13 protein-coding genes are annotated in these 14,005 nt (G+C 65.5%); 8 read left to right on the plus strand and 5 right to left on the minus strand.

What is annotated here, in order from left to right:
* Positions 1-102 precede the first annotated feature (102 nt).
* The 7 genes from KIO74_RS10320 to KIO74_RS10350 all read left to right on the plus strand — a co-directional run bounded on the left by KIO74_RS10320 (position 103) and on the right by KIO74_RS10350 (position 6,424).
* Positions 103-867 carry an IclR family transcriptional regulator gene (locus KIO74_RS10320; RefSeq protein WP_213331910.1) on the plus strand — a complete coding sequence of 255 codons (765 nt, stop codon included), beginning with the start codon at positions 103-105 and terminating at the stop codon, positions 865-867.
* A complete protein-coding gene (locus tag KIO74_RS10325) occupies positions 864-1,778 on the plus strand; it encodes a LysR family transcriptional regulator (RefSeq protein WP_213331911.1) in 915 nt (304 codons plus the stop codon). The genes KIO74_RS10320 and KIO74_RS10325 overlap by 4 nt, the downstream gene beginning before the upstream one ends.
* Before the next feature lie 143 nt (positions 1,779-1,921).
* Positions 1,922-2,401, plus strand: coding sequence for a DUF3830 family protein (locus KIO74_RS10330; RefSeq protein ID WP_213331912.1), 480 nt, complete (start codon positions 1,922-1,924; stop codon positions 2,399-2,401).
* A gap of 162 nt (positions 2,402-2,563) precedes the next feature.
* Positions 2,564-3,622, plus strand: a complete 1,059-nt coding sequence (locus tag KIO74_RS10335) for an ABC transporter substrate-binding protein (protein ID WP_213331913.1) — start codon at positions 2,564-2,566, stop codon at positions 3,620-3,622.
* Positions 3,623-3,635: 13 nt separating this feature from the next.
* Complete coding sequence (locus tag KIO74_RS10340; RefSeq protein ID WP_291958193.1) at positions 3,636-4,532, plus strand: ABC transporter permease; 897 nt, start codon at positions 3,636-3,638, stop codon at positions 4,530-4,532.
* On the plus strand, positions 4,525-5,328 hold the full coding sequence (locus tag KIO74_RS10345; protein WP_213331914.1) for an ABC transporter permease: 804 nt from the start codon (positions 4,525-4,527) through the stop codon (positions 5,326-5,328). Before KIO74_RS10340 ends, KIO74_RS10345 begins: the two co-directional genes overlap by 8 nt.
* 1 nt (position 5,329) lies before the next feature.
* Positions 5,330-6,424, plus strand: a complete 1,095-nt coding sequence (locus tag KIO74_RS10350; RefSeq protein ID WP_213331915.1) for an ABC transporter ATP-binding protein — start codon at positions 5,330-5,332, stop codon at positions 6,422-6,424.
* 141 nt (positions 6,425-6,565) lie between these two features.
* On the opposite strand, the gene KIO74_RS10355 is transcribed toward KIO74_RS10350, so the two are convergent.
* On the minus strand, positions 6,566-7,678 hold the full coding sequence (locus tag KIO74_RS10355) for an anhydro-N-acetylmuramic acid kinase (RefSeq protein ID WP_213331916.1): 1,113 nt from the start codon (positions 7,676-7,678) through the stop codon (positions 6,566-6,568).
* 372 nt (positions 7,679-8,050) lie between these two features.
* Here KIO74_RS10355 and KIO74_RS10360 point away from each other — a divergent pair, with 372 nt between their 5' ends.
* Entirely contained in the window at positions 8,051-9,196 is a 1,146-nt protein-coding gene (locus KIO74_RS10360; RefSeq protein ID WP_213331917.1) for an acyl-CoA dehydrogenase family protein, read from the plus strand.
* 353 nt (positions 9,197-9,549) lie between these two features.
* Here the strand turns inward: KIO74_RS10360 and KIO74_RS10365 are convergent, their stop codons facing one another.
* From KIO74_RS10365 to KIO74_RS10380, 4 genes are all read right to left on the minus strand, one after another.
* Entirely contained in the window at positions 9,550-9,915 is a 366-nt protein-coding gene (locus tag KIO74_RS10365; RefSeq protein WP_213331918.1) for a hypothetical protein, read from the minus strand.
* A 124-nt stretch (positions 9,916-10,039) separates the two neighbouring features.
* Positions 10,040-11,194, minus strand: coding sequence for an MBL fold metallo-hydrolase (locus tag KIO74_RS10370; RefSeq protein ID WP_213331919.1), 1,155 nt, complete (start codon positions 11,192-11,194; stop codon positions 10,040-10,042).
* On the minus strand, positions 11,191-12,285 hold the full coding sequence (locus KIO74_RS10375) for an ABC transporter ATP-binding protein (protein WP_213331920.1): 1,095 nt from the start codon (positions 12,283-12,285) through the stop codon (positions 11,191-11,193). The genes KIO74_RS10370 and KIO74_RS10375 overlap by 4 nt, the downstream gene beginning before the upstream one ends.
* Positions 12,273-13,979 (minus strand): ABC transporter permease, encoded by a 1,707-nt coding sequence (locus KIO74_RS10380; RefSeq protein ID WP_213331921.1) that lies wholly within the window; start codon positions 13,977-13,979, stop codon positions 12,273-12,275. The genes KIO74_RS10375 and KIO74_RS10380 overlap by 13 nt, the downstream gene beginning before the upstream one ends.
* Positions 13,980-14,005: the final 26 nt, after the last annotated feature.

Raw genomic sequence — 14,005 nt, forward strand, 5'->3', positions numbered from 1 at the left:
CGCACGTCCCATCGACACCGCCAACTCTCCTCGATTGACGATCTATCAAAACGCGATGTATCACATGTGTCAACATCGTTCGCCTGAATGGAACGATCAGCCATGAGCTCGCTTGAGAACGGTCTGAAAATCTTGTCACTCATCACTGAGGATCGCACCGTCCTGCGCGTCAGCGAAGTCTGCCGTGAGCTCGATATCCCTAAGGCGTCGGTATCCCGTCTCCTGCGGACACTGGCGGATTTTCATCTGCTCGAACGGGACGAACGCGACAGCAGCTATGTGGCCGGCGGTCTCACGCTCGATCTCGCGCGCGCCTATCTGGCGCGGCACGGCCTCATGGACCTTGTCGAGGAAGCCGTCGTTGCCCTCGTCGAGGAATTCGGCTTCACCGGCCACGCCGGCATCGTGGTCGGCGACGAGCGCGTCCTGCTGGTCGCGCGCCAAGGGTCTTTTCCGCTCCAGCACATCGCAGGGGTGTCGGAGCGCCGCCCGGCCTTCCAGTCGATCATCGGTCGCGCGATCCTGGCGCGCGCTCCCGACGCCGACATCCTGGCGCAGCTGCAGTATCAGACCGCCGATGAAGTGCGCCACGGGTTCAGCGGGCACCAGATACTCGCAGAAGTCAGCGAGATCCGGCGCACGCGCATATCGCATTCAATGAGCCTGAGGACCCCCGGCATCGGCTCGATAGGAGCGGCGGTTGCCGATCCCGGCCGTGGGGAGATCATGGGCTTTTGTCTGTCTTTCCCATCAGCCGCCACCGACGAAGCACTCCGCAAGCGTATGGCCGAGACCATTTACCGCCATGCGAGCGCCATCGGGACAAAGCTGCGCGACCCGCACTGGACGAGTGACCCGCCGCCATGAAACTGGCCAATTTCGAGACGTTCGTTCTGCTCTCGCGGTTACGCCACTTCGGACGTACCGCCGACCAGCTCCACACGACCCAGCCCGCCATCTCCTCACGCATCGCAGCGCTTGAGCAAGAGCTCGGCGTCCGCCTCATCGAACGCGAAGGGCGAAAGTTCCACCTGACGCCAGCCGGGCATGCCGCGCTGACGGTGATCGAGAAACTGCTCATCGACTATGAGCGCCTCAAGGTCTCCTTCGCCGACCCCGACCAGTTCGCGGTAACGCTGCGCATCGGCGCCATCGACGCCATCGTGCAGACATGGCTGCCGAGCTTCTACCAGAAATTGCGTGACGTTTTTCCCCGCGCGCAGATCGACATCATCGTCGATACCACGACCAATCTTCTCTCCGGCATGCGCGATGGCGAGATCGACCTGAACTTCTGCCTCGATCCGGTGCTTGAGGAAGGTTATCGCAGCTTCGTCGTCTGCACATATTCTATGTCCTGGGTTGCGAGCCCGAAGCTCGCCAAGGCCGGCCGCGTCTATTCGGTCGCCGAGCTCGGCGCGATGCCGCTCATCACCTTTCAGAGGCACACGCCGCCGTATCGCGCCATCGCGCCCTATTTTCAGGACGAAAGCGTACTGGCCTCGCAGCTGTCCTTCTCGAACTCGCTGACGACGATGATCCGCCTGACGATCGACGGCTTCGGCGTGGCAGCGGTTCCCACATTGTGCGTCGCCAAGGACATAGAAGCCGGGCTTCTCATTGACATGAACGTCGCGAAGCCTCTTCCACCAATGCAGTTTATCGCCAACTATCACCCCACGCCCGGTGGTGTATTGATGGAACGCGTTGTATCCCTTGCGAAAGAGACCGCGTCCGGCTTCTGCGCGTCGATCGATCCGGCAAAAGCGTGGGTTTGATAACGGCATTTTTGATAGATAATTTTTATCGCATAAATAGAGAACAACGATTGGACAACAGGCACGGCACGGAGCAGTTTTAATATCCAGTTAACGATTACGGCCGTCGCAATGACACGGTCGTGATACTGGGAGCCCGTTTCATGGCATCTAAGCGTTTCTACCTGACCTTTGTTGAAAAGAATGTCCGTGGCATCATCGAGCCCTATTGGGACAATGCGCCGGTGACCTGCGAGACGATCTGGAACGCGCTCGCCAAGCCCATCCGCGTGCCCGCTTCCCATGCCATGTTCGCTGGCCCCGAGATCATGACCGGCCTCCCGAAGGAGGCGCAGAATTTCGATCCGCGCGGCGTTCCCGCCGAAAACCAGACCTGTTTCCCTATCGCGGGCGAGTGCCTGTGGTTCTATCAGGCGCCTAACCTGATGAAGGGGCTGACCGACGAGTTCTGGGAAATCGGCATGTTCTACGATAACGGCGGCCGCATTTTCGGGCCGCTCGGCTGGACACCGTGCAACATCTTCGGCCGCATGACCGAGGGCCTCGAGGACGTTGCCGAGGCCTGCCGCTCCATCCGCGTGGAAGGCATCAAGACCGTCGAGATCGGCCGCATCGAAGGCTGAGACTGACGATTGCATCTGGAAGCCGGGAGCTGCGAAACTTAGCTCCTAAGCCATCTGAAGACCTTCCCGTCCCAACAACAGGCGACTTGCTCTTGTTGGGTTGGGTTGGCCCCACGCCATGCACATCTTGCCTGAACGATAAACGAGAGGGGATCTTCATCGATGTCAAAGATTGTAGCGACGAGACGCGCTGTCCTGAACGCGGGCCTTGGCCTCACGGTGGCCCTGGCCGCGAGCGGCGTGATCTCCCCGGCCGCGGCGCGCGAGAAGCTCGTCATCAACTCCTATGGCGGCGCCTACGAGCAAATCCATCGCAAGCTCGTCATCGAGCCGTTTTCGAAGAAATACGACGTCGACGTTCAGGTCATCACGGCCTACTCGGCCGATGCCCTGGCGCAGCTGCGAGCCCAGAAGGCCGCGCCGCAGTTCGATGTCATCCATTTTTCCGGCGGTCAGGAAGTCGTCGCCGCACGTGAGGGCCTGATCGCGCCGATCAAGCCGGACGAGCTCACTACCGCCAAGGAACTTTATCCCTTCGCCATCGAAGGCCTTTCCCGTGGCGAGGGACCTGTCCATGCGGTGGCCGCCATCGGCCTTCTGTACAACAAGGAGAAGGCGAAGAAGCCGGAGAAATGGGCCGACCTCTGGAACGCGGAGTACAAGGACCATATCGTCCTGACGGACCTGTCGAACAGCTACGGTCTCCTTGGCTTCCTGATGATCAACAAGGTCAAGGGCGGCGATATCACCAAGGCCGATCCGGGTTTTGATGCCGTCAAGACGCTGCTCGACAGCGCCGTTGTCGTCGCGACATCGCCGGAAATGCAGCAGAACTTCGCGCAGAACGATGCGTGGATAGCCCCTTATGCGCAGGACTATGCCTATACGCTGCGCAAGGCGGGGCTGCCGATCGAATTCGTGCAAGGCGCTGAAGGAACTCCGGCGGTCTATCTCACCGCCAATCTGGTCGCGAACCGGCCGAACCAGGACCTCGCGAAGAAATTCATCGATTTCTCGCTATCCGCGGAAGTCCAGGCCGGCTGGGCGCAGGAATTGCGCTACTCGCCGACCAATAAAGCCACGAAGCTCGACGAGACAGTGTCTAAGGAAGTGATCTATGGGCCGGATGCGGTCGCCGGCCTCGTCCGGTTCGATCCCGTCGCGGTGGATGCCAACCGCGCGGCGTTGGTCGAGCGCTGGAAGAAGTTGATTGCAAAGTAATGTGGACCGCCGCGTGAGCTCGTCCACAGACAACGGAGTTGTCGGCACGCCCACCCTCCCCCCTCAAGGTGTGTCGACACGCGTCCTCGGCGGTATCGCCGAGGACGCTACCCTATCCGCGCCGGGTGTCTTCCTCATCGTGCTCGCCTTCATCCTGCCCATCGGGCAGATGCTGCTGCTAAGCATCGAGAACGCCGGCGGCGGACTCACCTCTGAGCACTTCACCCGTTTCCTCGGCGATAGCTATTATCTCGGCATCGTCTGGCGCACCCTGCGCCTGTCCCTTCTCATCACCGTCATTGCCGCCGCCATCGGCTTTCCGCTCGCCTATGTGATGGCGCATGTCGGACCCCGGCTCAGGCTGTGGCTGATCGTCCTCGTCATTCTCCCGCTGATGACGAGCGTCGTGGTGCGCACTTTCGGCTGGATGGTGCTGCTCGGACGCGGTGGTCTCGTCCCCTTCACGCTCTGGAAGCTCGGCTTCGTCAATCGCAACTTTACCCTGATGCAAACGGAGAGCGCGATCGTCATCGGCATGGTTCAGGTGCTCCTGCCCTTCATGACGCTCTCCGTGCTCGGCGTCGTCATGAAGATCGACCGGCGGCTGGAAGAAGCGGCGCGCACCATGGGCGCGAGCTTCCTCGCGACGCTGCGCACTGTGGTTCTTCCGCTCGCGATGCCCGGCATCGTCGCCGGTTCCCTGCTCGTCTTTACGCTATCGGTGAGTTCCTTCATCACGCCCTCGCTGCTGGGCGGCGTGCGCCTGCCCGTTGTGGCCGGCTCGATCTACGAGGCGGCGACCAAGACGCTGGAATGGAACTTCGCGGCCGCGCAATCCGTCATCCTGCTCATCGGCGTGTTCCTGGTGCTCCTGCCTTATCTCAAGCTGACGGGGCGCCGGCATGGTTAGAGCCGTCCCGAGCACCGTGCGCATCACGGCCTTTCTTTTCGTCGTGCTGACGCTTGTCTTCGTGCTGGCGCCACTCGTCGTGGTGGCGGGGGTGTCAGTCTCGGAGAGCCAGTTCATCGCCTTCCCGCCAACCGGCTTCAGCCTGAGGTGGTACAGCGCCATCCTCACATCGGGCGCCTATCTCGGCGCGGCATGGACCAGCCTGAAGCTCGCCGTTCTCGTGACGATCTGCGCTACCATCATCGGCGCGGGCGCCGCGATCACGTTGCATCGCCGGCGTCTGCCAGGTGCGGCCCTGCTTGCGGGCCTCTTCCTGTCACCGCTCATCCTGCCGACCATCATCTTTGCCATCGGCCTCTTGATGCTGTGGAGCGCCACCTTCGGTCCGGTGTCGTTCACCGCGCTGTGGATCGGCCACACGGTGGTCGCCCTGCCCTATGTGGTGCGGACCACGCTCGCCGTGCTCGCCGAATCAGATCCCTTCCTGGAGGAGGCGGCGGCGACCATGGGCGCGCGGCGCTGGCAGCGGCTTGTCTTCGTGGTGCTGCCCCAGTGCCTGCCGGGGCTCGCCGCCGGCGCCTTCTTCGCCTTCAACATCTCCTTCGACGAAGCCGTCGTCGCGCTCTTCCTGCGCACCCCGGACCTCGTGACACTCCCCATCCAGATCTACAACCAGCTCGAGTTCAGTCCCGACCCCTCGGTCGCGGCCGTATCGACCCTGATGATCGGCGTGACCATTCTGCTGATCGTGGTGATCGACCGCCTGCTCGGCATTCAACGTTTCACTGGCGCCTAAGATGACCCCGACAGCCTCCGCTGATGCCTCCCTTGCCGCCTCTCCCGCGGTCAGCCTCGCCGGCATCGAGAAGACCTTCGGCCGCACCAAGATCCTTCACGGCATCTCGCTCGACATCCCGAAGGGCACGTTCCTCAGTCTGCTCGGCCCCTCCGGCTGCGGCAAGACCACGCTTCTGCGAATCGTCGCGGGCCTGGAAAGCGCGACCGTCGGCCAGGTCACCATCGCCGGCCGGGACGTGACCCGGCTGCCGCCGGAGGATCGGGACATCGCCATGATGTTCCAATCCTACGCGTTGATGCCGCATATGAACGTCCGTGAGAACGTGCGCTTCCCGCTCAGGATGCGCCGCCGGGGCTCGCGCGAGGAACAGGAGGCGCGCGTCACCGCGGCGCTGGAGACGGTGCAGCTCGGCCATCTCGCCGACCGCATGCCCCGCCAGCTCTCCGGCGGCCAGCAGCAGCGCGTGGCGCTCGCCCGCGCCATCGTCTCCGACCCCGCCGTCCTCCTGCTCGACGAGCCCTTGTCCAATCTCGACGCGCGCCTGCGCGAGGACATGCAGGTGGAACTCATCGAGTTGCACCGCCGGCTCGGCCTCACCACCATCTTCGTCACACACGATCAGGAGGAGGCGCTCAGCCTCTCAGATCACGTGGTCCTGATGAATGCCGGCCGCATCGAAGAACAAGGGCCGCCGCTCGCCATCTACGAGACGGCCGGCTCGCGCTTTGCCGCGAGCTTCATCGGCTCCGCCAATGTGGTGCCGGTCGAGGTCGAGACCGCGGGCGGCGTGGTGACGGCTCGGCTGCCAGACGGCAGCAGGCTCGCCGTGGAGGCGCCTGTCACCCAGGGCGCCAACCATCTGGCGCTGCGCCAGGAGGACCTGACGCTCGATGGCGAGGATGCAGCCCCCGTCGACGGCCGCTCCTTCGCCGCCACGGTCGAAACCCGCGTCTTCCTCGGCGCCCGCGTGCGCTATGTCCTGAGGGTCGGCAATATCAGCCTGAAGGCCCTGGCGGAGCCGGGCCGCCTCTATGAGGCCGGCGACCGCGTCCTTGTCACCATCCCGCCCGGCAAGGCACGTCTGGTGGCGTGAGGTGAGACGCCTCAAACGGTTGAGGAACAGAGCGTTAACCGTCATCCCGGAAACCGCAAAGCGGTTATCCGGGATCCATGGGTCAGCATAACCCCTAACATACCGATAGAACGTCATATTCATGACGCAGTGAACGTCCCCTCACGCGGCGCGGTGCAGTTCGCCACCGGGCATGGGATGCGGTACGCCGGTGGTGGTCGGCAGGCTGAGCGGCAATCCGCGGCGTGCTCGCACGGCGAGATAGGCGAAAGCCTCGGCCTCCAGAAGATCGCCGTGCCAGCCAACAGCCTCGACCGGCTCGACGGCAACGCCGAGATGCTCCCGCAAACGCCGCATGAGATGGGCGTTGTGGCGGCCACCGCCGGTAACCAGCCAGCGCGCCGGTGGCGCCGGCACGTGGCGAAGGCTGGCGACCACCGATTCCACGGTAAAGGCGGCGAGCGTCGCCGCCCCATCGGCATCGGAAAGGGTCTCCACTCCAGCCGCGCGACGATGAAAGTCGTTCCGATCCAGGGATTTCGGCGGCCTGCGGGCGAAGAAGGGATTTTCCATGAAAGCCGCGACGAGTGCCTCGTCGATGCGGCCTGACCTCGCCAGCGCACCTTCCTCGTCATAACTCAAGCCGCGCCGGCGCATCACGAAATCATCGAGAAGCGCGCTCGCCGGGCCGGTGTCGAAGGCAATCGCCATGTCGCCATCGAGATAGGTGACATTGGCGACCCCACCGAGATTGAGCACCATCAGCGGCTGCGCCAGGCCGGACGCGAGCGCGCGATGATAGAGCGGCGCGAAGGGCGCGCCCTCGCCTCCGGCTTCGACATCCGCATGGCGAAAGCGATTGACGGTGTCGATGCCGAGCCGGCGCGCCACCTCGGCGCCGAAGCCGAGCTGACGCGTGAACCGGAGGTCCGGCCGGTGATAGACGGTCTGGCCGTGAAGGCCGATCAGCGACACTGTGCGACGATCGATGCCGGCATGGCCCATGAAGGTCTCGATGGCCGCGATATGCGCGTCCGTCACCGCCTGTTCGAGATCGGCCAAGGGCTCTTTCAGTGCCCGCTCCGCCTCCGCCACGAGACCGACCAGGGCGCTGCGCACGTCATCGGGATAAGGAACGGTCAGTCCGGCGCCCGGCTCGACCTTGAGGTCACCGTCCGTGCGCACCACGGCGACGTCGATGCCATCCATCGAGGTCCCGCTGATGACGCCGATTGCCGTGACCACGTCCGTTCCGCCCAAATCCATCCCACCCATATCTGCGCTCCAGCCGATCGTTAGCCCTCGGTCACGCCGTCGTCCCCTGAGGATAAGCGAATCACGCACCGTCCGCGCCGCCGCAGTCCACCTCAGGGGTAGCGCAAGCCACGAGGCTGGCCAACGGCAATCAGCGTCATTCGCATTTCCGATCTGGCGACACGTGCACCAAGGCGCCGAATCTGAGCATAATCCCCGGAGACGACTCAGCGTGTGCCGCCTTTGGCCAGACCGGCAGAGGAGTGTGTGCGGCACACGTAGCATGGGGACGGAGAAGTCCTCCAAGCTGTTTGGACCATGATCGCCGCGCGCCGGTGCGGTTTCTGATGTAAGGACCGGGATGAAGCGGGATCTGTTGAGTAGGACGTAGCGATGACCGCAGTTTCGCCGAAGATCCAGCAACCCGCGCCGCCGCCCTCCATCGAGACCATAGCGCAGAGGCTGTCGCTGCAGGCCGCGCGCCGTGCCGAGGATCTCGATGACGACGAGACCTTTCCGGCCGAGGATATCGCGGGCCTCGTCGCCAGTGGGATGATGGCGGCGCCCCTGCCGGAAGCGCTTGGCGGGCGCGACCTAGGTATTGGACGCGCCGGTGTCCAGCAACTCGCGACGGTGCTCAGCCTGCTCGGACGGGGCAATCTCTCCGTCGGCCGTCTCTATGAGGGACATGTCCACGCGCTGAAGCTCATCCTCGCCTACGGCACCAAGGCGCAGCGCGAAGCCGTCGCTGCGGACGCGCACGCCGGCCATCTGTTCAGCCTGTGGACGGTCGACGGCAAGGAGTCCGTGCGCCTCGGCAATCCCACCACCGGCGGCAGGCTCGCGGGCGCCAAGACCCAGGCACCCGGGGCGGGCTACGTCACGCGGCCGCTGATCACCGCCCTGCGCAGTGATGGCAGGACGCAGCTCGTTCTGGCGCGCCTGCCGCTCGGCGCCCGCGCCAGCCTTGCCAGTTGGCGCGCCCACGGCATGCGGGCGACGGCCAGCGGAACGGTTGATTTCACGGGTTTCGAGATCGACCGCGCGGCCCTCGTCGGCGAGCCCGGGGCCTTTGGCCGTGAGCCCCTCCATTCAACCTCGGCCTGGCGCATCGCGGCCGTGCAACTCGGCGGCATCGAGGCCTTGTTCGACGCGATGCGTCTCAGCACCAAGCAATCCAAAGGACAGGAAGCTCCGCTCCATCTGGCGCGTATCGGCGAAGCCGCGATCGCTGTGGAGACCGCGCGGCTCTGGGTGCAACGCGCGGCGCTGATGGCGGAAAATCCCGAGGGTGACGCGGAGACGAAGGTCGCTTATGTCCAGCTCGCCCGCCTCGCCATGGAACGGGCTGGCCTCGACGTGATCGAGCATGCTCACCGCGCGGTCGGCCTTGCCGGCTTCATGCGGCCGCATGCGGTTGAGCGGTTGACCCGTGACCTCGAAACCTACCTTCGCCAACCCGATCCCGATGGAGCGTTGACCCGCGCCGCCACGCATATCATCGCCAAGGACACGCCCGCCACAGCCCTGTGGCGGTAGGTATGCGCGGCTGGGTCATGCTGGGACACCGCGCAGCGGTGGAGCGTTAATTAATAAGCTTCAACAGTCACTTAAACGGCACCGGCGTGTTCATGGATCCCCTTCGCGTCGCCGGGGATGACACGCGAGAGGCACCCACGCTGATCCCTCCCCTTCAGGCGAGGGTGGCCTCGCGCCAGCGAGGTCGGGTGGGGTCACGCGGCCGACAGAGATGCTCCGCCGGCCATGCAAGTATTGCCTCCTAGCGGCCGTATCAGATCAGAGCGCACCCCACCCGGCGCCTGCGGCGCCACCCTCCCCTGAAGGGGAGGGATCAGTGCGGCGCCCTCCCGCGGGACCGGCGGCGGCCGATCCTATCCCCGCTTGTCCTTGAGATAGTCGACCAGACCGACATGCGTGAACTGGTCGAATTCCTCGGCTGCCTCAGTGAAGCGGTCCTGCATGGCGAGGAGCGCTCGCACGAGCTGGGCCGATTCCTGCGGGACGCCGAGACGCATCCAGGCATCAATGGTGCGGATCGGCAGTCCCACCGCATGGCCGAAGGCATGAACCGAGGGATAGCCGAGGGCAAGCGCCGCCGCTTCGAGTTCGGCAGGGGCCATGCGCGGCTCCAGCGCATGGGCGTGGATACGATCAAGCACATGACGGATGTCGCGCGGTTGGAAACCGAAAGCACGGTCGACGATCCTTCCGAGATCAGGCGGAAAATGGCTGGGCATCGGTTGTTCCTTCCGCGTCGGGCCGTCGAGCCAAGCCGCGACAGACGGATTTGCTCGCGCTGGCCTGACCTGAGTTTAGCTGGCCTGGACCACGCGTTAAAGAGCGCTCAGCGCAAGGCTCCCGTTACAGCGTTATGAGATCGCCGGTGCGGGCTTCCGGATCAAGCGTCGGCAGGCGGCCGGCCATGGCGACGAGCCCGGACCGGTCGCAGGAATGGCCGAGGCTGAGGCGCGCGCCGCTCGCCGTGACGATGGCAAGGTTCTCAGACCATGTCGGATGCGTCGGCAGGCGCAGCCAGTCCGCCTGTCCGGCCTGGCGGATAGCATGCGCCGGGCTTGCCGCCGGCACATGTCCGGTGAACAGGATCGGCAACCCGTCCCCCGCGGCGCGCGGCAGATGATCCGCCGCCGGCCCGCCGAGGCCCATGGCATCGTGAGTCAGGAGTGGTCGATCGGGCCAGCTCTCGCCTTCACTCCAGTTGACGGCTTCTTCGAGCTTGCCGGCTAGCCCGGCCTGCAGCCCCGGCCAGAGCCAGCGCGCGTCGGCGATCTGGGCCTTGAGCGCATCGCGCAGGCCCGGCGCCAGAGCGAGCGGCGGAAGCAGGGCGAGCAGTTCGAGCGAGCGGCCGGAGAGCGGCACCGGCAGAAGGCAGCGCGGATGCGCGGCGACCCAGTCGACGACGGCTTCGGACCGCACGGCCGCTGGCACGTCATCATCGCCATAGGACGCGTCGAAGAGCACCACGTCGGCGGGCGGTGGCGCGTCATAGGCGAAAACGCTGCTCTTCGGCACGACGTCGCCGCAATAGAGCACCCGCTGCCCTTCTCCGGTGACGAGGCACCAGACGCCGCCGACCACATGGCCATTGCGCCCGGTGGTGATGGTAAGATCGCCGATCGCGAACGCCTCGCCCGGCACGATGAGCGAGATCGGCGCGGCCAGGGCGAGGGCCGCGTCAGTGGGTTCGGCATAGTCCCTGAGGCAGGCAGGCATATCGGCGCGCGTTTCAGCGGTCATCAGGATGCGTCCGCGAAAGCCGTGGCGAAGGCACCAGCCGAGGCCGCCGAGATGATCCTCGTGGGCGTGGGTGATGATGAGGGCATCGGCGGCGACCAGATCCGCCGGGCTGATGGCGGGATGGTAAGCGCGCTCCCAATCGGCGTCGCGGGGAGCATTGGTGTTGATGCCGACATCGATGATCAGGCGTGTCGACGCGCTCTCGATGCCGAGGCTGGTACGGCCTTTCTCGCCGAAACCGCCGTAGAGCCTGAGCTTCATACTGCCCCCCTCCCGCCCGTCGTCGGTATCGCCCAACCCTGTCCCGGCTTCACCGTGATGATGACGGCGTCGCCGATCTCGACGGTCGCCGGTTCCGGCACGTCGAGCGACAGGTTCGGACCGCCCTCGGCCTCCACCGCCGCCTCGACGCGAAACAGGCCGCCGCGATAGACGACACGGGTGACGCGGCAGGCGAGTCCATCGCCTCCCGCGTTCGCCAAGGTGAGATCCCCCGCGCGCACGCACAATTCGCCCTGCCCGGCCGCGCGCTGGTCACGGGCACAGCGCAGCACCAGCTCGCGGCCGAACAGGCGCGCCCGTGCCCGTCCCGCCCCTTCGGGGAGGATATTGGTGAGCGGCAACACCATGCCGTGGCCTATAAAGGAGGCCACCATGGCGTTGGCCGGCTCGCGGTAGAGTTCACTCGGTGTGGCGAGCTGCATGAGGCGCCCATGGTCGATCACCGCGATGCGGTCGGCAAGCGCCATGGCCTCCGCCTGATCATGGGTGATGTAGATCATCGTGTTGCCCGTGCGGCGGTGAAAGGCCGCGAACTCATCCTCCATGGCGGCGCGCAGGTGAACATCGAGATTGGCGAGCGGCTCGTCGAGCAGCACGAGTGATGGCGCCGCGACAAGGCAGCGGGCCAATGCCACGCGCTGGCGCTGGCCGCCGGAGAGGTTAGCGGGACGGCGATCCCCGAAGCCCACGAGATCGACGAGCGCCAGGGCCTCCTCCACGCGCCGGCCCCTCTCCGCCGGAGATACCCCGGCGACGCGCAGGCTGTAGCCGACATTCTCCGCGACGCTCATATGCGGCCACAGCGCATAATTCTGAAAGACGATGCCGACCCGGCGCAACTCCGTCGCGACATGGGCGGCGGGTGACGAAACCACGCGCTCGCCGATGCGGATCGTCCCGCCGGTCACCTCGTCAAAGCCGGCGATCAGGCGCAGCAACGTCGTCTTGCCGCAGCCCGAGGGTCCTAGCACGGCGATGAACTCGCCATCGGCCGCATCGAGGCTGACCCGGTCGAGCGCCTTGAACGGCCCGAAGTCCTTCGTGACGGTGTCTATGGTCAGTCGCGCCACGGCAGGACTCCAGGGGGGATACGCTTGGCGAAGACGAGCGTCGCCAGCATCAGGGCCAGCGTGACCAGCACGGTGAGCATGGCGACCGCCGCCGCGTAGTTGGAATCGCCCGCCTGCTCGAAGGAAAAGACGATGACGCCGAGTGTCTCGGAGCCGGATGACCACAACAGGGCCGAGACGGTGAGCTCATTGAAGGCCGTGAGGAAGACCAGCAACGCGCCCGCCGTCGCGGCCGGCGCAACGAGCGGGAAGATCACGGTGCGTAGCCGGTAGACGAGGCCGGCGCCGGCCACCTGCGCCGCCTCCTCCAGCGCGCGGTCCACCTGATGATAGCCCGACATGGCCGGGCGCAGGCCAAGCACGAGGAAGCGCGCGAGATAGGCGAAGAGGATGATCCAGACGGTGCCGTAGAGGCTCACGCCGAGGACGGGCAGCGGCTTGAGGAAGATCAGGATCGCCGCGATGGCCAGCACCACGCCCGGCAGGGCATAGGGTAGTTCCACGATGACGTTCAGCGCGCGCAGGATGGGAGAGCGCCGCCATACGAGGAAATAGCCGAGCGGCACGGACAGGAGCATGATGACGACCGCCGCGACGGCTGACAGCGAGAAGCTGTTGACGAAGGCGCGCTTGGCCGCCGCGTGCTCGAACAGCACGAAGGCATAGTTGGCGAGCGTCGCGGTGGTCGCATTGAGCGGCACACCGAACGCCGGCACCAGCGATGTCAGGAACAGCCCGACCATCGGCAGGACGAGCACGACAAGCGCGATCCCCCACAGCGCGGCCTCGACGGGAAGCCGCCAGCGCCCCAGCGGGAAAGGCCGCGCGGCGATGGATGTCGTGGTGATGCGGAAGTCACGCCGGCGCACCATGACGTCCTGCAAAAGTATACCCGCCATGGCGATGACGCCGATGAGCATGGACAGAACCGCCACCTCCGACAGGACTGACGGCCCGAGGCCCGAGAGGCGCTGATAGATCAGGGTTGGAAGAACGACATAGCGGCCGGGAATGCCGAGAAAGGCGGGGATGCCGAAATTGCCGATCGAGGAGACGAAGGCGAGCGCTGTGCCCGCGACCAGCCCCGGCGTCATCAGCGGCAGGATGATGGTGCGCAGGATGAAGAAGCGGCCGGCGCCGGCCGCCCGCGCGGCCTCGGTGAGTTCGCGCGGCAGGCTGCGCAGGCCGGCGCGCAGCGTCAGGAAGACGAGCGGCGCATATTGGATGCCGAGGAGCAGAATGATGCCCTCGCGCGAATAGAGGGGGTTGCGCGCGCCGATGGGCGGGGCAAGGCCAAGGAGCTTGAGCAGCGGGCTCGCCGGCCCGACCACCTGCAGCCAGGCGAGCGCGGTGACCTGCGGTGCGATCATCAGCGGCAGCACGAAGCACAGCACGAAGGCGTTGCGGCCGCGCATGTCGGTGAGCGCGACGACAAGGGCCACGACGCCGCCGAGGATCACGGCGATCACCGTGCCGCCAATGGCGGTTTCGAGGCTATGGAGGGTGGCGGTCCAGGTATTGGCGCTGTCGAGGGTGGCGGTGAGGGCCTTGAACGAGGGCACGCCGCCCGGCGCGAAGGCCTCAAACAGAAGCCGCGCCAGCGGCATCAGGGACAGGAGCCCGATGACGACGCAAAGCGCGGCGAAGAGAATGCGATCCTGGCGACGTCCCGAATTGTCCGCAACCAGGCTCATGAACGAAAAGCGCCTCTCCAGTTGCC

The organism is Chelatococcus sp. HY11 (assembly GCF_018398335.1).
In the GTDB taxonomy this organism is placed as follows: Bacteria; Pseudomonadota; Alphaproteobacteria; order Rhizobiales; family Beijerinckiaceae; genus Chelatococcus.

Bases quoted from the DNA above. Each gene is read 5' to 3' on its own strand.
- KIO74_RS10355 (WP_213331916.1), bottom strand. From the start codon at position 7,678: ATGGGTGGGATGGATTTGGGCGGAACGGACGTGGTCACGGCAATCGGC.
- KIO74_RS10360 (WP_213331917.1), top strand. From the start codon at position 8,051: ATGACCGCAGTTTCGCCGAAGATCCAGCAACCCGCGCCGCCGCCCTCC.
- KIO74_RS10325 (WP_213331911.1), top strand. From the start codon at position 864: ATGAAACTGGCCAATTTCGAGACGTTCGTTCTGCTCTCGCGGTTACGC.
- KIO74_RS10330 (WP_213331912.1), top strand. From the start codon at position 1,922: ATGGCATCTAAGCGTTTCTACCTGACCTTTGTTGAAAAGAATGTCCGT.
- KIO74_RS10320 (WP_213331910.1), top strand. From the start codon at position 103: ATGAGCTCGCTTGAGAACGGTCTGAAAATCTTGTCACTCATCACTGAG.
- KIO74_RS10345 (WP_213331914.1), top strand. From the start codon at position 4,525: ATGGTTAGAGCCGTCCCGAGCACCGTGCGCATCACGGCCTTTCTTTTC.
- KIO74_RS10380 (WP_213331921.1), bottom strand. From the start codon at position 13,979: ATGAGCCTGGTTGCGGACAATTCGGGACGTCGCCAGGATCGCATTCTC.
- KIO74_RS10370 (WP_213331919.1), bottom strand. From the start codon at position 11,194: ATGAAGCTCAGGCTCTACGGCGGTTTCGGCGAGAAAGGCCGTACCAGC.
- KIO74_RS10335 (WP_213331913.1), top strand. From the start codon at position 2,564: ATGTCAAAGATTGTAGCGACGAGACGCGCTGTCCTGAACGCGGGCCTT.
- KIO74_RS10365 (WP_213331918.1), bottom strand. From the start codon at position 9,915: ATGCCCAGCCATTTTCCGCCTGATCTCGGAAGGATCGTCGACCGTGCT.
- KIO74_RS10350 (WP_213331915.1), top strand. From the start codon at position 5,330: ATGACCCCGACAGCCTCCGCTGATGCCTCCCTTGCCGCCTCTCCCGCG.